Genomic DNA, 16605 nt, shown 5'->3' on the forward strand with positions numbered 1-16605 from the left:
CCGGCCACGCCGGCCAGGCACCCAACCCCAGCCACCGCCGTCGAACCCCCATGATTGAGCGTCGGGTTGGAACCCGCAGGAACTGAGAGAGCGTTGCCGGGGCGGGCACGAAAGGTGAGAGAGCGTTGGTGGGGGAGGAGCGTCCGCTGCTCAGGGATTTCCCCCGCGCGGAGCGGACCGGAAGCCGTCCGTGCCCAAACGCCGAGTTGGGTTCGAGGTCCTTGTGAGGCTTGCCACGGCAGCGGCTCATGGGGCCGGGGCAGTTAGTTCGTGAGCGGTGACTCGCCTAGAATTGCATGAGATGTACGGACTTCGAAGCGCTTTATTTCGGGTTGCGTAGGATAACGAAACACGGATAAGAGCGGCTGCGATTGCGCCAGTGGTCGGCTCACAACAGGAGGAATCCAACATGGCTGAGCACAACGGCGGAAATCGAAGCGGAAAAGACCGCGGCAGTTCCGGAAGCGGCCGGCCCTCGGGCGGCGGCCCCTTCCGCCCATCGAATAACTCAGGGGGCGAACCCCGCGGATTCCGTGCCAGGAAGCACCGAGGCGAGCGTCCGTCGCGCGAAGGTGGCGGAGAGCGCCGCAGCTTCGGTGCCGGTGGTGGCGATCGTGATCGTAAGCCCTTTGGCGAGCGTCCGTCGCGCGAAGGTGGCGGGGAACGCCGCAGCTTTGGTGCCGGCGCCGGCGACCGTGACCGCAAGCCGTTCGGTGAGCGTCCGTCGCGTGAGGGTGGTGGAGAGCGCCGCAGCTTTGGTGCCGGTGGTGGTGACCGTGATCGTAAGCCGTTCGGCGCCGGCGACCGTGACCGTAAGCCTTTCGGTGATCGTCCGCGCCGTGAAGGCGACGGGGAACGCCGCAGCTTTGGTGGTGGTGACCGTGATCGTAAGCCGTTTGGTGCCGGTGGTGGCGACCGTGACCGTAAGCCTTTCGGTGATCGTCCGCGCCGTGAAGGCGATGGCGAACGCCGCAGCTTTGGTGGTGGCGATCGTGATCGTAAGCCGTTTGGTGCCGGCGGTGGCGACCGTGACCGCAAACCGTTCGGCGACCGTCCGCGCCGTGAAGGCGATGGCGAACGCCGCAGCTTTGGTGGCGGCGACAACCGCAAGCCTTTCGGCGACCGCCAGGAACGCGCTCCCAGGAGCTTTGACCGAAGCGAATCAGGCCCCCGCGACTTCGGACGCGACCGCCCCGAGGACCGCCCTGCACGCGTGCCCAACGCCCGCGACCTGCGCAGCGCCAACCGTCCGGACCGCGAGCGTTCTCCCCAGATCGACGAGGACGTCACGGGCCAGGAGCTGGACCGCGCCACCAAGCACGAGATCAAGACCCTCGAACCCAAGAGCGCTGAGTGGGTCGCACGCCACCTGGTGATGGCCGGCCGCCTCATTGACGAAGAACCGGAGCTTGCCTTCCAGCATGCCCTGGCCGCCAGCCGGCGCGGCGGACGCCTGTCCGCAGTGCGCGAGGCAGTTGGCCTGACCGCCTACGCCGCAGGCCACTACGGTGAAGCCCTCCGAGAGTTCCGCACCTACCGCCGGATCAGCGGCTCCAACGTCCACCTGCCCGTGATGGCGGACTGCGAACGCGGCCTGGGACGTCCGGACCGTGCCCTTGATGTGGCGCGCTCGGAGGAAGCCAACGACCTCGACGCACCCGGCAAGGTTGAACTGGCCATCGTGGCTGCCGGCGCCCGTACCGACCTTGGCCAGCTCGACGCTGCCGTGGCCGAACTGGAAATCGCCCAGTTGGATATCAACCGCGCCTTCTCCTACAGCCCCCGGCTGTTCCGCGCTTATGCCGATGCTCTCGCGGCAGTGGGCCGCACGGAGGAATCCGCAAAGTGGCAGCGCCAGGCCGTTGTGGCCGAGAACGCCCTCGGCCTTGGCGAGGATGAGGAACCTGACATCATCGACCTCGGCTGGGACGAGGAAGAAGAAGCCCGCGAAGAAGAAGCACGGCGCCGCCTGCTTGCCCAGCAGCAGGCCGACAGCGCTCCGGCCGCAGCGCCCGGCGTTCGTGACGAGAGCCAGTCGGCCGTCGTCGAGGCTGCGGCCTCGGACGCTGCCGCATCAGACGCCGCTGCCTTGGACGAAGGCTCCGACGATGCGGAAGGTGACTACTTCGAATCCGACGACGCTGAATCGGACCAGGACTCCGTCGAAGCGGACGAACTCGAAGACGGCACCACCGAAGACGCCGAAGGCGCCGCCGAAGACTACGCCTACGATGCCGGAGATGCCGATACCGCAAACCCGGACCGCGAAAGGGAATAACTGCCCATGAGCGGTGCTTCATTGATCTCAAGGTTCGACGCCCTGCTGTCGGACCTTGACGGAGTCGTCTACGCCGGTCCCCACGCCATTCCGGGAGCTGTCGAGGCCCTGCGGCAACTGGCAGGTATCGACGTCGGACTTGGCTACGTGACCAACAACGCCTCACGGACGCCCGCGCAGGTGGCAGCCCACTTGCGCGAGCTTGGCGCTCCCGCCGAAGACGAGCAGGTGGTCAGTTCCTCGCAGGCTGCCGGCGAGCTGCTCGCCGGCCTCCTTCCCCCCGGCGCAAAAGTCCTGGTGACAGGGAGCCCGGCACTGGCGCATGAGGTGGAACTGGTGGGACTGACCCCGGTCCACAGCGCCAAGGACAATCCAGTGGCCGTGGTCCAGGGATTCAATCCCGAGATCGGCTGGAAGGACCTCGCCGAGGCCTCGTATGTCATCGCCGGCGGCGCCCTTTGGGTTGCCACCAACACGGACATGTCCATCCCGCAGGCCCGTGGCATTGCTCCGGGCAACGGAACCCTGGTGGCTGCCGTTGCGGCGGCCACCGGACAGCGGCCCCTGGTGGCCGGAAAGCCGGAGGCTCCGCTGTTCCGCACGGCCGCCAAGCGGCTGACCTCCGACCGGCCGCTCGTCGTCGGCGACCGGCTGGACACGGACATCCTCGGGGGGAACAACGCCGGCTTCGCCACCGTGGCAGTGCTCACCGGCGTCGACACCAGGGAATCGATCCTCGCCGCCCGCACGGCCGAGCGGCCGGACTACCTCATCAATGACCTCAGCGATCTGTACCGCCCGTACCCCGCGGTGGAAGAGCACGACGGCGGCACGTTCCGCTGCGGTGCGGCCTCCGCGGTCGTACGGGGAGAAGCGGTCCACATCAGCGGGCTTCCCGGTGACCTGGACTCGTGGCGTGCGGCCTGCTCGGCGTGGTGGACGGCAAATCCGCAGGAAGACGCTCCGCTGGCACCGGCCATCGAATGGCTGACGCACTAAGACGACTCACTAGACTGGGAACATGACCGAGCTGAACAACATTCCGGACGCCGGCAGCGGCGTGAGCCCGGTCGGAGACTCTGCCGTCGACGCCGTCCTGGACCGCCTGGCCGGCATTCCGGGCCTGCCCGTTGCCGCGCACGCCGAGGCGTATTCCGCCCTCCACGATGCACTGCTGGACGCACTCAACGATGACGACCCGTCGGCTGAAAGCGACGCCTGAGGATGGCAAGGCTTGATCAAATGCTCGTCACCCGCGGGCTGGCGAGGTCCCGCACCCATGCCGCGCGCCTGATTGCCGAAGGCAAAGTCAGTACAGACGGAACAGTTCTGGCCAAAGCCTCCGTCCAGGTGGACGATCTCACGCCCCTGGACGTTGCCCATGACGGGCAGGACACCTACGTCAGCCGGGCCGGCCACAAACTGGCCGGGGCCCTGGACGCCTTCCCGGACGTCACTGCGGAAGGAAAGCGCTGCCTGGACGCCGGAGCCTCCACCGGCGGCTTCACTGAGGTCCTGCTGAGGCGCGGTGCGGACCATGTGGTGGCGGTCGACGTCGGACACGGCCAGCTGGTTCCCCAGATCAGGAACGACCCCCGCGTGTCCGTGCACGAAGGCCTCAACGTGCGCTACATGGCGCCGGACGCGATCGGCGGTCCCGCAGCGCTGACGGTTGCTGACCTGTCGTTCATCTCGTTGACCCTGGTCCTGGTGCCGCTGGCGGCATGCACGCATCCCGGCGGCGACCTGGTCCTGATGGTCAAGCCGCAGTTCGAGATCGGCAAGGACCGGCTGGGCCGCACGGGCGTGGTGAATTCCGAGCGTGAACGCAGGATGGCGGTGGAAAAAGTCGCCAATGCGGCGCTGGACGCCGGGCTTGAACTGCGCGGCCTCGCGGCGAGCCCCCTCCCCGGCCAGGACGGAAACGTCGAATACTTCCTGTGGATAAAGCGCAGGATCACCTCAGACTTGCCTAAGATCGAAGAGCGGGACGCAGCCCTTGCTGCGTTGCTCGGAACAATCTGGCCGAACCACTAGAAAGCGGAACCCGATGAGCAGGCGTGTACTGGTCCTTGCCCACACCGGCCGCGAGGAATCACTGAAGGCTGCCTGGGAGGCATGCATCCAACTGCATGCTTCAGGCATTGTTCCCGTGATGCAAAAATCCGAACTCGAAGACATGGAAGGCTTTTTCGGCCGGCTCGATGACCCCGTGGAGATCCTCCATGACCACATCCAGCTCGCCGACGTCGAGCTTGTCATGGTCCTCGGCGGTGACGGCACCATCCTCCGTGCCGCCGAGCTGGTCCGGGAAGTGGACGTGCCGCTGCTGGGCGTCAACCTGGGCCATGTGGGCTTCCTCGCCGAGAGCGAGCGGGCCGACCTTGCCCAGACCGTGGAATGGATCGCCAGCCGCGACTACACGGTGGAAGAGCGGATGACCATCGACGTCCAGGTCTGGGTCCGCGGACAGAAGATCTGGCACACATGGGCGCTGAACGAGGCCGCCATCGAGAAGGGCAACCGGGAACGGATGCTTGAGGTGGTCACGGAAGTGGACGAGCGTCCGCTGACCTCCTTCGGCTGTGACGGCGTGGTGATGGCAACGCCCACCGGCTCCACGGCCTATGCCTTCTCCGCCGGCGGTCCGGTGGTGTGGCCTGAGGTGGAGGCCCTGGTGATCGTTCCCATCAGTGCCCACGCGCTCTTCGCCAAGCCCCTGGTGGTCTCACCCCGGTCCAGGCTGGCGGTGGAGGTCCTGAACCGGACCGATGCCCAGGGTGTGCTCTGGTGTGACGGCCGCCGTTCCGTTGACCTGCCGCCGGGCGCACGCGTGGAAGTTACCCGCTCGGCTACGCCGGTGCGGCTCGCGCGGACGCACCAGACACCGTTTTCAGCGAGGCTGGTCCGGAAGTTCCAGCTTCCCATTCACGGCTGGCGCGGGCCCATGCCCCAGTCCGAATCCATCCACACCGGGCCCGTGCCCATCATCCGTACCCCCAGGCCGATGGTGCCGCCTGCGGGTCCCCGGCACACCGGGACGTCCGAGACTGATCCGACGACTGCGAAGTGAATCATGCTTGAAGAACTGAGAATCCGCGACCTCGGCGTCATAACCGACGCAACCCTCCCGCTCGGCCCTGGCCTCAGCGTGGTGACCGGCGAGACCGGCGCCGGCAAGACCATGGTGGTCACCGCCGTCGGGCTCCTGCTGGGTGCCCGCTCCGATGCTGGCGCTGTCCGCAGCGGCGCGAAGAGCGCCTCGGCGGAGGCTGTCCTGAAGCTGGACGCCGGCCACGCGGCCGTGCACCGGGCCCGGGAAGCCGGCGCTGACGTTGAAGAGTTCGACGGCGGCGCCGAGCTGATCCTTGCCCGTCGCCTGGGGGCGGACGGACGCAGCCGTGCGTACCTTGGCGGGCGCGCCGCCCCGGTGGGGGTCCTCGCGGAGATCGGCGAAAGCCTGGTGGTGGTCCACGGCCAGTCGGACCAGATCAGGCTTAAGGGGGCAGTTGCCCAGCGGGGCGCCCTCGACAAGTTCGCCGGCGACGCCCTGGCAGGCCCCCTGGACACGTATCAGTCGCTGTACAGCCACTGGAAGGCCAGCCAGGCGGAGCTGGACACGCTGCGCGGTGCTGCACGGGACAGGCTCCGGGAAGCGGAATCGCTGCAGATTGCCCTGGCGGAGATCGATGACGTGGATCCGCAGCCGGGCGAGGACGAGTCCCTCAAAGCGGGGGCCGTGAAACTGGCCAACGTGGAAGAACTCAGGATTGCGGCAAATACCGCGCACCAGGCGCTCATCGCGGAGGACTATGGCGACGAGGGCGACGCCACCACCCTGGTGGACGCGGCGAAACGGACCCTCGAACATGTCGCCGAGCACGACGCCGAACTCGGGGCGGCAGCCGCACGCCTCGCGGAGGTCGGTTTCCTGCTGAACGACATCGCCACGGAACTGGCAAGCTACCAGGCCGGGCTGGATTCAGAGGGGCCGGAACGGCTCGCGGAAATCGAGGACCGGCGGGCTGCCCTGGCCAAGCTGGTCCGAAAATATGCGCCCAGCATCGACGAGGTCCTGGTGTGGGCGGAGAATGCACGCGTCCGGTTCGACGAACTCCAGGACGACTCCACCCGGATCGAGGCGCTGGACGCTGAGGTTGCCCGGACCGAGGCTGAGCTGAAGAAAGAGGCTGCGGCCATCAGCAAGGTCCGAGGCAAGGCCGCCAAGGACCTCTCGGCACGGGTCAGCGCCGAGCTGAAGGCCCTGGCCATGGCCGACGCGACCCTGGTGATCACCATCGAACCTGCCGCCCAGCTGATGCCGTACGGCGCGGATGAGATCTCGTTCCTGCTCCAGCCCCATTCCGGAGCGCCGGCACGGCCGCTGGGCAAGGGTGCCTCCGGGGGCGAGCTTTCCCGCGTGATGCTGGCCATTGAAGTGGTGCTGGCGGCTGTGGATCCGGTGCCCACTTTTGTGTTCGACGAAGTGGACGCCGGCGTGGGCGGGCGGGCCGCCGTCGAGATCGGCCGACGGCTGGCGATGCTGGCACAGCATGTGCAGGTCCTGGTGGTCACGCACCTGCCGCAGGTGGCCGCGTTCGCGGACCAGCACATCACCGTCACTAAAACATCGGTCAGAGGGGCCGACGGCGGCACCGCCACCGGGTTCACCTCAAGCGACGTGCGGCTGCTCGACGGCCCCGAAAGGGTCAAGGAGCTGGCCCGGATGCTCGCCGGCCAGGAGGACTCCGAGACGGCACAGGCCCACGCCCAGGAGCTTCTGGACGACGCCAAGCTGCTGCCGCAGCGGGCCTGAGAACACTGCGAGACTGGTCACATCCGCCGGACCGGTCAGGCACCCGGAAGCCGCCGTCCCCTGAGCAGGCTTGATCAGGAGGGGACAGCGGGGGAGACTGAAGCATTTGGGGAATCCGATTTTCGACCCGTGGAAGGCTCAATTGATGATAGGCTCGAATTCCGTGGTGCAGCGATCAAATTCCCGTGTAAATTCCCGGTTCCCGGGCTCGTCCAAGACGACCAAACACATCTTCGTCACCGGCGGTGTGGCGTCCTCGCTAGGCAAGGGACTGACGGCTTCGAGCCTCGGCCACCTGCTGCGGGCACGCGGTTTGTCTGTAACAATGCAGAAGCTCGATCCCTACCTGAATGTGGATCCGGGCACGATGAACCCCTTCCAGCACGGCGAAGTCTTCGTCACTGACGACGGCGCCGAGACTGACCTGGACGTCGGCCACTACGAGCGCTTCCTCGATGAAAACCTCGAAGGGTCGGCCAACGTCACGACCGGCCAGGTCTACTCCACGGTTATCGCCAAGGAACGCCGCGGCGAGTACCTCGGCGACACCGTCCAGGTCATCCCGCACATCACCGATGAGATCAAGCGCCGGATGCGCCTTCCTGCCGAAGGCAAGAATGCGCCGGACGTTATCATCACCGAGATCGGCGGAACCGTCGGCGACATCGAGTCGCAGCCCTTCCTCGAGTCCGCCCGCCAGGTCCGCCAGGACATCGGCCGCGGCAACGTCTTCTTCCTGCACGTGTCCCTGGTCCCGTACATCGGGCCGTCCCAGGAACTGAAGACCAAGCCGACGCAGCACTCCGTTGCCGCGCTGCGCTCCATCGGCATTCAGCCCGAGGCGATCGTGATCCGTTCGGACCGCGAAGTCCCGCAGGCCATGCGCGACAAGATCGGCCGCATGTGCGACGTCGACATCGACGCCGTGATCGGCTGCCCGGACGCCCCGAGCATCTACGACATTCCCAAGACCCTGCACTCCCAGGGCCTGGACTCCTACATCGTCCGTGCACTGGACCTGCCGTTCAAGGACGTTGACTGGACCAGCTGGGACAGGCTGCTCGAAGCGGTCCACAACCCCAAGCACGAGGTGGAAATCGCCCTGGTCGGCAAGTACATCGACCTGCCGGACGCCTACCTCTCCGTCACCGAGGCCCTGCGCGCCGGCGGTTTCGCCAACGACACCAAGGTGAAGATCCGCTGGGTCCCCTCGGACGAATGCGAAACGCACGAAGGCGCCGTCAACTCGCTGGACGGCGTGGACGCCATCTGCGTGCCCGGCGGCTTCGGCATCCGCGGCCTCGAAGGCAAACTGGGCGCCCTGAAGTACGCCCGCGAAACCAAGCTGCCGGTCCTGGGCCTGTGCCTGGGCCTCCAGTGCATGGTCATCGAATACGCCCGGAACGTGGTGGGCCTCGAGGGCGCATCGTCCAGCGAATTCGAACCGGACTCCAAGTACCCGGTCATCGCCACCATGGAAGAGCAGCTGGACATCGTGGACGGCAAGGGCGACCTTGGCGGCACCATGCGCCTTGGCCTCTACGAAGCCAAGCTGGACGAAGGCTCCGTCATCGCCGAGACCTACGGGACCACGAAGGTCAGCGAACGCCACCGCCACCGCTACGAGGTCAACAACAAGTACCGCGACCAGATTGCGGCGAAGGGGCTCGTGTTCTCCGGAACCTCCCCGGACGGCAAGCTGGTGGAGTACGTGGAGCTTCCCCGCGACGTCCACCCGTACTATGTGGCAACGCAGGCGCACCCCGAGCTCAGCTCACGCCCCACCCGGCCGCATCCCTTGTTCGCGGGCCTGGTCAAGGCTGCGCTGGATCACCAGAAGGGCGGGGACCTGCTTCCCGTCGCTAACGGCGCGGAAACGAAGAGTGCGGAAGTAACCAGTGCGGAAGCACCGGCCGGGGCCGGCGGCTCCGCCCGCAAGGTTTCGGCCAAGTAGTCACCAACTAAATCAAAGGACGGCGCGATGCCCGGTATGTCTGAAACCCCCAATGCTGCACGGCAGGTTTCGGATGCGCCGAGCCCGCGCCGTCTTTTGTCGTCCCGGAAGGTGTACGAAGGCCGCATCTGGGACGTTGTCAGCGACAGCTTCCAGCTCAGCGAACACGGCGACGAGCTGGTCCGCGATTACATCGACCATCCGGGCGCGGTGGCCGTCCTGCCCATGAACGAAGCCGGCGAGGTGCTGCTGATGAAGCAGTACCGGCATCCCGTGGGCATGGACCTGTGGGAGATCCCGGCCGGGCTGCTGGACGTTGAGGGTGAGGACTTCGTCGTCGGCGCCGCCCGGGAGCTGGCCGAGGAAGCGGACCTGGTAGCCGGGACCTGGAATGTGCTGGCGGACTTCTTCAACTCGCCCGGATCCTCAAGCGAGGCCATCCGCATCTACCTCGCCCGGGACCTCAGCGATGTGCCCGATCACGAACTGCATGTCCGCACGGATGAGGAAGCGGAGATCGAACTGCACTGGACGCCGCTGGAGGACGCGGTCGCTGCAGTCCTGGAGGGCCGGCTGCACAACCCGTCCGCCGTCGTCGGAATTCTTGCCGCAGCGGCGGCCCGCGCAGATGGCTTCGAGCACCTGCGCCCGGGGAACGCACCCTGGCCCGCCCATCCCAGCCAGCGCTGATGGGAAGCACCGTCACTCCCGCGCCGGAACGTGCCGGTGCCGAACAGGCGCAGGCGGCGTCCGGCGCGGAAGCGGCCGTCCGGCCGCGCAACGCCATAGACCGGGCAGTGGGCGACTACCTCCAACACATGGGCGTGGAGCGGGGGCTTGCAGCGAACACGCTGTCCGCCTACCGCCGCGACCTGTCCCGCTATGCCAACTACCTCGCGGCGTGCGGCCCGGACCGGCCGGGTGAAGTCACCCGCCGGCACGTCACCGGGTTCGTGCAGGCATTGTCCGACGGTTCCGACGGCGGGACTGCCCTCGGTGTCAGGTCTGCGGCGCGGACGGTCGTGGCGGTCCGCGGGCTCCATAAGTTCTGGGCACTTGAGGGAATCACGACGGCGGATCCCGCCAGCGACGTCCACCCGCCCATGCCGGGCAAGCGCCTGCCCAAGGCGATCAGCGTCGATGAGGTCACCAGGATCCTGGAAGCGGCCGGCACGGACACGGCAACAGGCCTGAGGGACCGGGCCCTGCTGGAATTCCTCTACTCCACCGGCGCCCGCATCAGCGAGGCGGTGGGCCTGGATGTGGACGACATATCGCTGCAATCGGAGCTGGCCGGCCCGGCGATTGTCCGGCTGTTCGGCAAGGGATCCAAGGAACGCCTGGTGCCGCTGGGGTCCTACGGCGCACGTGCCCTTGACGCGTACCTGGTGCGCGGGCGGCCTTTGCTTGCCGCCAAGGGCAAGGGCACGCCGGCGCTCTTCCTGAACGCCCGCGGCGGCCGGATCAGCCGGCAGAGCGCCTGGACCATCCTCAAGGCAGCCGCGGACAAAGCCAACATCACCAAGGACGTCTCGCCCCATACCCTGCGGCACTCCTTTGCCACCCACCTCCTGGAAGGCGGCGCGGACGTCCGTGTGGTCCAGGAACTCCTGGGCCACGCCTCGGTGACCACCACGCAGGTCTACACGCTGGTCACGGCCGATACCTTGCGGGAGATCTACGCCGCCGCCCACCCGCGGGCGCTGGGCTGACCTGGCGGACGAAATATTCTCCTGCCGGATGTAATAACTCCGACCCGCCAAACACTTAACTGTTAGCAGGTTGGTTCAGGATTCTTGGGGGGACGAATGTTGGGGGCACGGGAGCGCTCATTCACGGCATTGCATTCGGAGCACTTCGGACGCATCTACCGGTATATCGCTTATCGAATCAACGATGCAGACCGGGCAGAGGAGCTCGCGGCAGACGTTTTCAGGATTGCCTGGGAGAAGGACCTCCCGGAGGAACCCGGGATTGGCTGGCTCATTGCCGTCGCCCGGAACGTTGTGGCGAACGAGTACAAGGGCCGTCTCCGTCAGCAGCTGCTGCGGCAAGGGCTGCAGGAAGGGGCGAGGGCTGCCGGGGCGGCCAACGACACTGAAAGCGGTGCCGTGGCGGACGTCCTGGCGAAGCTGAACGAAAAGCACCGTGAAGTCCTGATCCTGGCCTACTGGGACGGGTTGACCACAGCCGAACTCGCACAAAGCCTCGGCTGCTCCATCTCGGCCGCAGGCGTCCGCCTGCACCGGGCCAGGAAGGCTTTTGCCGGAATCGTTCCTGCACACCTGATGAACGAAAGGATGCCCTAGCCATGGACCGGATCGAACAGCTCATGAGGAACGCAAAACCGCAGGTGCCGGTGCTTCGGCAGCAGGCAGGGCCACCGGACCCCTACTCGGTCCCGGGGGAACTGGAGGTATCCGCCGCCGGGCATGAGTCCTCTTCGCCGTTCACGGACCGTAACGGCGTCATGGCCCCCGAACGTGCCCGCCATTCCAAACGCCGGACTGTCATTCGGACGGCTGTTGCAGGGCTGGCAGCGGCAGCTGTGGTGGCCCTTGCCACAGTGGCGGGCAACACGGGATTCATCAACACACCCCCGCCGGGACCTGCTGCCGGCACCACGGCGGGCGCTTCAGCCCCCTCGTCCGGGCCGTCCCCCGGCAGTCCGGCCACGGCGGCCGACATCCCTCAACCGTCCGCTTCCGCAGTGCCGCCGCCGGCACCCTCCGCAGCAGAAATGGGCTGGCTGGCGTATGCAAGCGCGAACGGAAAAGTTACCTTTGACCACCCTGCCAGCTGGGATATCGTTCCGCTGCCAGGGGATGGCGACGGCAACGCAGTGAGGCTCCAGGTCACCAACGATGACGGAATGTTTGTCGCGGAACTTGTCTATGGGGTCCACGGGGGCCTCGGTGGGAGATGTGAAGGGCCTCGGCCCTATACCGTGCTCGATACCGAAGAGATGCAAGTGCCTTACAACCCCGAGAGAAGCAACGTGACTCCGAGATTCGTTTTCCGGGCCGTCGAAACAGGCTCCGGAGTCAATGCCTCATTCGGTATCACGTCCACCACCGCCGGTATCGATGGAAAATCGTGCTTGTTCTACAACATGGTCAACGGCCCGGAAGAGTCTCCCACGTACATGTTCGCTGACGCAGTGCAGGTGAGATCGGATCCTTTGCCTGCCCACGAAACAGGCATAAAGGTGTTTGCCAATATCGGTGAAGCGCAGGCGTATATGAAGACGCCTGGCTACCTCAACGCCAGGCGCATGATCACATCGCTGCAGATCAACGCCGGCTGAGCCCGGCAACGCTAGTCTGGGTCCATGACTTCGACCCCCGTAACACTCTGCTTCCTGCTCCGGGACCGGCCTGACGGGGGAACGGATGTGCTGCTCGGCCTCAAGAAGACCGGCTTCGGCAGGGGCAAGATCGTGGGGCTGGGCGGTCACGTGGAGCCGGGAGAGAGCCACGCCGAGGCGGCCTGCCGGGAGGTCCAGGAAGAGTCCGGCGTCGTCGTGCTCGAGCGGGATCTGCACCCTGCCGGCGTTGTGGAGTTTGTCTTCCCCCACCGGCCGGAGTGGAACATGCACACCACCTTGTTTACCGCCCGCCGGTGGCACGGCGAACCGGCGGAAAGTCCGGAGATAGAACCCGAATGGTTTGATGCGCTGTCGCTGCCGGTGGACCGCATGTGGCAGGACGCGGACCACTGGCTGCCGCCGGTGCTGGAAGGCGGGACCGTGGACATCCTGGTCACCCTCAACGCCGACAACGAGACGGTGGCGTCTTCAGTGAGCGTCCTGCGGAACCTGTGAGCATGACGCACGACGGCGGCCGGTCACCTGAAAAGTGACCGGCCGCCGTCGTGCGCTCCTAAAGTCCTGCGCACGCAGTCCTGGGGAAAGGACCTGAGGGCCTAGGAAAGGTGCCGCTCTTCCACGCCGTTGTACTCGCTCAACGGACGGATCAGCGAGTTCGAATCCAGCTGCTCCATGATGTGCGCAGTCCAGCCGGTGATTCGGCTGGCAACGAACAGGGGAGTGAACGTATCAGTGTCGAAGCCCATGAGGTGGTAGGTGGGGCCGGTGGGGTAGTCGAGGTTCGGCTTGATTCCCTTGGCCTCGTCCATTGCGGTCTCCAGCCCGTTGTAGAGGCCCAGGAGTTCCGGACGGCCGTAGTGCGCGATCATCTTGTCCAGCGCGGCCTTCATGGTGGGGACGCGCGAGTCGCCGTGCTTGTAGACACGGTGGCCGAAGCCCATGACCTTCTTCTTCTGGGCCAGGGCGTCCTCCATCCAGGCCTTGGCCCGGGCGGCGGCTTCTTCCAGGGATTCCTCCGGCCGGATGCCGATTTCGTCGAAGGTGTGCATCACTGCTTCGTTGGCACCACCATGGAGTGTTCCCTTGAGGGCGCCGATGGCGCCGGTCACTGCCGAATGCAGGTCCGACAGGGTGGACGTGATCACGCGGGCCGTGAACGTGGACGCGTTGAAGGAGTGCTCGGCGTACAGAATCATGGAGACATTGAACGCGTCGACCACTTCGGGGACAGCCTCCTCGCCGAACGTCATCCAGAGGAAGTTGGCGTCATAGCCCAGGTCATCGCGGGGCTCCACCAGCTCCAGGCCGTGGCGGCGGCGCTGGTCATACGCTACGACGGCTGGCATCGCGGCGAACAGATCCATAGCCTTGGCCAGATTGGCTTCCCGGGAGGAATCCTCGGCGAGCGGGTGCCGTGCGCCCATGACCGATGCAGCAGTCCGGCAGACGTCCATCGGGTGGGACGTAATGGGCAGCGCGTCGATCACCTGCTTGACCACCGGATCCAAAGCGCGGCCGGCACGTTCCTTGGCCGTGAACTCGGCCAGCTGCTCGGGCGTGGGCAGTTCACCGTTCCAGAGCAGGTAGGCCACTTCCTCGAAGCTGCACTTGGCTGCAAGTTCCTGCACCGGGTAGCCGCGGTACAGCAGCGAGTTGGTGTCGGGGTTGACCTTGGACACCGCGGTGTAGTCCACCACGACGCCGGCGAGGCCCTTTTTGATCTCATTTTCAGCCATGCTGAAACTCCTTCGTTCCTTATGCTGTGTGCCGGCCGGAGCCGGAAGTCCGGATGAATAGGGGGTCAGTTGGTGCCGGGAATCCTGAAATTGAAGACCCCGGTGTCAAAGCGGTTGTAGGCCTCGTAGTCCACCAGGTCATACAGCCGCGCACGGGTCAGCATGCTCTCTACCTGTGCCTCCTGGGTGCCGTCGGACTTGATCGATTCCAGAGTACGCTCAGCTGCCCCCATGGCACTACGGAGCAGGGTGACCGGGTAGATGACCATGTTCACCCCGACGTCCTGCAGCTGCTGCACGGTGAACAGCTCGCTCTGGCCGAACTCGGTCATGTTGGCGAGGATGGGCACGTCCACGGCGTCGCGGATGGCCTGGAACTCGCCGAGGTCCTTCATGGCTTCCGGGAAGATGGCGTCCGCCCCGGCCTCGACAAGTGCCTTGGCGCGTTCCTGTGCCGCTTCCAGACCGTCCGTGGCGCGGATGTCGGTCCGGGCCATGATGAGGAAGTTGGGGTCGCGGCGGGCGTCGGCTGCGGCGCGGATGCGCTTGGTGGCGGTTTCCAGGTCCACCACGTTCTTGCCGTCCAGGTGGCCGCACCTCTTGGGGTTGAACTGGTCCTCAATGTGCAGGCCGGCCAGGCCGGCGTTCTCGATTTCCTGGACGCTGCGGGCCACGTTCATGGGCTCGCCGAACCCGGTGTCCGCGTCCACGATGCTGGGCAGGTCCGTCATCCGGGCGATCTGTCCGGCCCGCGTCGCCACTTCGGTGAGCGTGGTCAGGCCGATGTCCGGCAAGCCCAGGTCGTTGGCCAGCACGGCGCCGGAAATGTAGACGCCGGCGAAGCCCTTCTCCTCGATCAGCCGCGCCGAGAGCGGGTTGAACGCACCGGGGAACTGCTGGATGGTCCCGGACGCCAGGAGTTCGCGGAACCGGATCCGTTTCTGCTCCGGCGTGACCTTCGAGTACAGCATCAGAAGAGTCCCTTCGGAGCGGCGGCGAGGTCGATCACGCCGTCGGCTGCCTTGATGTTCAGCTGGTCCAGCTCTCCGGCTGCCAGTTCCGGGAGCCGGGCCGCGGCGGCGAGGAAGCGTTCGATCTCCTCTTCGTCAACAACACCGGCGGCGAGGGTACGGAACTTGTTGACGTACTGCTCCCGGGCGAACGGCCGCGCGCCGAGCGGGTGGGCGTCGGCCACGGCGATTTCGTCGGTGATGACGGTGCCGTCGGTCAGGGTGATCTCCACCGATCCGCCGAAGGCCTTCTCTGCGATGTCCAGGGAGTGGTAGCGGCGGGTCCATTCCGGGTCCTCCACCGTGGTGACCTTGTGCCACAGCTCCACGGTGTCCGGGCGCGCTGCCCGCTCCGGGGCGTAGGAGTCCACGTGGTGCCAGGCACCGTCCTGCAGGGCGACCGTGAAAATGTAAGGGATGGAGTGGTCCAGGGTTTCCCGGCTGGCCGTGGGGCTGTACTTCTGCGGGTCGTTGGCGCCCGAGCCGATCACGTAGTGCGTGTGGTGGCTGGTCTTGATCAGCACCGACTTCACATTTGCCGGATCGATGGTTTCCGGGTGCTCCTTGTTCAGTTTCCGGGCGAGGTCGATCCAGGCCTGGGCCTGGTACTCGGCGGAGTGTTCCTTGGTGTAGGTGTCCAGGATGGCACGCTTGGCCTCGCCGGGCGTGGGCAGCGGCACCATGTAGGAGGCGTCGGGGCCGTCCAGCATCCAGGCGATCACGCCGTCTTCGCCTTCATAGATCGGCACGGGGGAGGTCTGGCCGCGCATGGAGCGGTCCGCCGCCTCGACGGCCATCTTCCCGGCGAACGCCGGTGCATGCGCCTTCCAGGTGGAAATCTCGCCCTTGCGCGACTGGCGGGTGGCGGTGGTGGTGTGCAGCGCCTGGCCGACGGACTGGAAGATGGTTTCGACGTCGAGCCCCAGGAGGGTGCCGATGCCGGCGGCGGCGGACGGGCCGAGGTGGGCTACGTGGTCGATCTTGTGCTTGTGCAGGCAGATGGCCTTGACCAGGTTCACCTGGATCTCGTAGCCGGTGGCGATGCCGCGGATCAGGTCCTGTCCGCTGGAGCCCACGTGCTGGGCGACGGCAAGGATCGGCGGGATGTTATCTCCCGGGTGGGAGTAGTCCGCAGCCAGGAAGGTGTCGTGGTAGTCGAGCTCGCGGACTGCGACGCCATTGGCCCAGGCAGCCCATTCGGGGGACACCCGCTCGTCGATGCCGAAGACTTTGGATCCCTTGCCGCCGGTGGTGGGTCCGTGGGTCAGGGCCTGGGCGCGGGCGGCAACGATGGGGGCCCGGTTCAAGGAGGCGACGGCCACCGACGCGTTGTCGATCACGCGGTTGATCACCATGTCGGTGACGTCGTCGGTGACGGCGACGGGATCGGTGGCAACCTTGGCGATCTTGTACGCGAGCTGGTCCTCGCGTGGCAGGTTTTCCTCGCTCTTGTAAACGCGGACGTGGTGTTCCTTGACCATGG

At 66.3% G+C, this 16605-nt stretch carries 15 protein-coding genes; 12 read left to right on the forward strand and 3 right to left on the reverse strand.

The genetic code is table 11. The features are described from left to right. The first annotated feature begins 409 nt into the window (after positions 1–409). The 12 genes from BS38_RS0115730 to BS38_RS0115785 all read left to right on the forward strand — a co-directional run bounded on the left by BS38_RS0115730 (position 410) and on the right by BS38_RS0115785 (position 12871). Positions 410–2278, forward strand: coding sequence for a hypothetical protein (locus tag BS38_RS0115730; RefSeq protein WP_028271678.1), 1869 nt, complete (start codon positions 410–412; stop codon positions 2276–2278). A gap of 6 nt (positions 2279–2284) precedes the next feature. Then, on the forward strand, positions 2285–3277 hold the full coding sequence (locus BS38_RS0115735; protein WP_028271679.1) for an HAD-IIA family hydrolase: 993 nt from the start codon (positions 2285–2287) through the stop codon (positions 3275–3277). A 22-nt stretch (positions 3278–3299) separates the two neighbouring features. Continuing rightward, positions 3300–3500 (forward strand): hypothetical protein, encoded by a 201-nt coding sequence (locus tag BS38_RS0115740; RefSeq protein ID WP_028271680.1) that lies wholly within the window; start codon positions 3300–3302, stop codon positions 3498–3500. A gap of 2 nt (positions 3501–3502) precedes the next feature. Beyond that, positions 3503–4315 carry a TlyA family RNA methyltransferase gene (locus BS38_RS0115745; protein WP_028271681.1) on the forward strand — a complete coding sequence of 271 codons (813 nt, stop codon included), beginning with the start codon at positions 3503–3505 and terminating at the stop codon, positions 4313–4315. Between the two features lie 13 nt (positions 4316–4328). Next, a complete protein-coding gene (locus BS38_RS0115750) occupies positions 4329–5351 on the forward strand; it encodes an NAD kinase (protein WP_028271682.1) in 1023 nt (340 codons plus the stop codon). A gap of 3 nt (positions 5352–5354) precedes the next feature. Next, positions 5355–7094: a DNA repair protein RecN gene (gene recN, locus BS38_RS0115755; protein WP_028271683.1), complete on the forward strand. Its 1740-nt coding sequence runs from the start codon at positions 5355–5357 to the stop codon at positions 7092–7094. 145 nt (positions 7095–7239) lie between these two features. Continuing rightward, positions 7240–9048, forward strand: a complete 1809-nt coding sequence (locus tag BS38_RS0115760) for a CTP synthase (RefSeq protein WP_028271684.1) — start codon at positions 7240–7242, stop codon at positions 9046–9048. 27 nt (positions 9049–9075) lie between these two features. Beyond that, on the forward strand, positions 9076–9738 hold the full coding sequence (locus tag BS38_RS0115765; protein ID WP_028271685.1) for an NUDIX domain-containing protein: 663 nt from the start codon (positions 9076–9078) through the stop codon (positions 9736–9738). Further along, on the forward strand, positions 9738–10760 hold the full coding sequence (xerD, locus tag BS38_RS0115770) for a site-specific tyrosine recombinase XerD (RefSeq protein WP_028271686.1): 1023 nt from the start codon (positions 9738–9740) through the stop codon (positions 10758–10760). The genes BS38_RS0115765 and xerD overlap by 1 nt, the downstream gene beginning before the upstream one ends. 129 nt (positions 10761–10889) lie before the next feature. Continuing rightward, positions 10890–11357, forward strand: a complete 468-nt coding sequence (locus tag BS38_RS0115775; RefSeq protein ID WP_231511274.1) for an RNA polymerase sigma factor — start codon at positions 10890–10892, stop codon at positions 11355–11357. A gap of 2 nt (positions 11358–11359) precedes the next feature. After that, positions 11360–12355 carry a hypothetical protein gene (locus BS38_RS0115780; RefSeq protein WP_028271688.1) on the forward strand — a complete coding sequence of 332 codons (996 nt, stop codon included), beginning with the start codon at positions 11360–11362 and terminating at the stop codon, positions 12353–12355. 24 nt (positions 12356–12379) lie between these two features. Then, a complete protein-coding gene (locus tag BS38_RS0115785; RefSeq protein ID WP_028271689.1) occupies positions 12380–12871 on the forward strand; it encodes an 8-oxo-dGTP diphosphatase in 492 nt (163 codons plus the stop codon). Positions 12872–12972: 101 nt separating this feature from the next. Here BS38_RS0115785 and BS38_RS0115790 read toward each other — a convergent pair whose 3' ends face one another. The 3 genes from BS38_RS0115790 to BS38_RS0115800 all read right to left on the reverse strand — a co-directional run bounded on the left by BS38_RS0115790 (position 12973) and on the right by BS38_RS0115800 (position 16603). After that, positions 12973–14112 (reverse strand): bifunctional 2-methylcitrate synthase/citrate synthase, encoded by a 1140-nt coding sequence (locus BS38_RS0115790; RefSeq protein ID WP_028271690.1) that lies wholly within the window; start codon positions 14110–14112, stop codon positions 12973–12975. 65 nt (positions 14113–14177) lie between these two features. Then, on the reverse strand, positions 14178–15083 hold the full coding sequence (gene prpB / locus BS38_RS0115795) for a methylisocitrate lyase (protein WP_028271691.1): 906 nt from the start codon (positions 15081–15083) through the stop codon (positions 14178–14180). Beyond that, positions 15083–16603 (reverse strand): MmgE/PrpD family protein, encoded by a 1521-nt coding sequence (locus BS38_RS0115800; protein ID WP_028271692.1) that lies wholly within the window; start codon positions 16601–16603, stop codon positions 15083–15085. The genes prpB and BS38_RS0115800 overlap by 1 nt, the downstream gene beginning before the upstream one ends. Between the last annotated feature and the right edge of the window lie 2 nt (positions 16604–16605).

Source organism: Arthrobacter sp. UNC362MFTsu5.1, assembly GCF_000685965.1.
In the GTDB taxonomy this organism is placed as follows: Bacteria; Actinomycetota; Actinomycetes; order Actinomycetales; family Micrococcaceae; genus Arthrobacter.

Excerpts from the sequence above, each read along its gene's own strand:
- recN (WP_028271683.1), top strand. The coding sequence starts at position 5,355 with ATGCTTGAAGAACTGAGAATCCGCGACCTCGGCGTCATAACCGACGCA.
- BS38_RS0115765 (WP_028271685.1), top strand. The coding sequence starts at position 9,076 with ATGCCCGGTATGTCTGAAACCCCCAATGCTGCACGGCAGGTTTCGGAT.
- BS38_RS0115785 (WP_028271689.1), top strand. The coding sequence starts at position 12,380 with ATGACTTCGACCCCCGTAACACTCTGCTTCCTGCTCCGGGACCGGCCT.
- BS38_RS0115750 (WP_028271682.1), top strand. The coding sequence starts at position 4,329 with ATGAGCAGGCGTGTACTGGTCCTTGCCCACACCGGCCGCGAGGAATCA.
- BS38_RS0115730 (WP_028271678.1), top strand. The coding sequence starts at position 410 with ATGGCTGAGCACAACGGCGGAAATCGAAGCGGAAAAGACCGCGGCAGT.
- BS38_RS0115780 (WP_028271688.1), top strand. The coding sequence starts at position 11,360 with ATGGACCGGATCGAACAGCTCATGAGGAACGCAAAACCGCAGGTGCCG.
- BS38_RS0115760 (WP_028271684.1), top strand. The coding sequence starts at position 7,240 with ATGATAGGCTCGAATTCCGTGGTGCAGCGATCAAATTCCCGTGTAAAT.
- xerD (WP_028271686.1), top strand. The coding sequence starts at position 9,738 with ATGGGAAGCACCGTCACTCCCGCGCCGGAACGTGCCGGTGCCGAACAG.
- BS38_RS0115735 (WP_028271679.1), top strand. The coding sequence starts at position 2,285 with ATGAGCGGTGCTTCATTGATCTCAAGGTTCGACGCCCTGCTGTCGGAC.
- BS38_RS0115745 (WP_028271681.1), top strand. The coding sequence starts at position 3,503 with ATGGCAAGGCTTGATCAAATGCTCGTCACCCGCGGGCTGGCGAGGTCC.
- BS38_RS0115800 (WP_028271692.1), bottom strand. The coding sequence starts at position 16,603 with ATGGTCAAGGAACACCACGTCCGCGTTTACAAGAGCGAGGAAAACCTG.
- BS38_RS0115740 (WP_028271680.1), top strand. The coding sequence starts at position 3,300 with ATGACCGAGCTGAACAACATTCCGGACGCCGGCAGCGGCGTGAGCCCG.
- BS38_RS0115790 (WP_028271690.1), bottom strand. The coding sequence starts at position 14,112 with ATGGCTGAAAATGAGATCAAAAAGGGCCTCGCCGGCGTCGTGGTGGAC.
- prpB (WP_028271691.1), bottom strand. The coding sequence starts at position 15,083 with ATGCTGTACTCGAAGGTCACGCCGGAGCAGAAACGGATCCGGTTCCGC.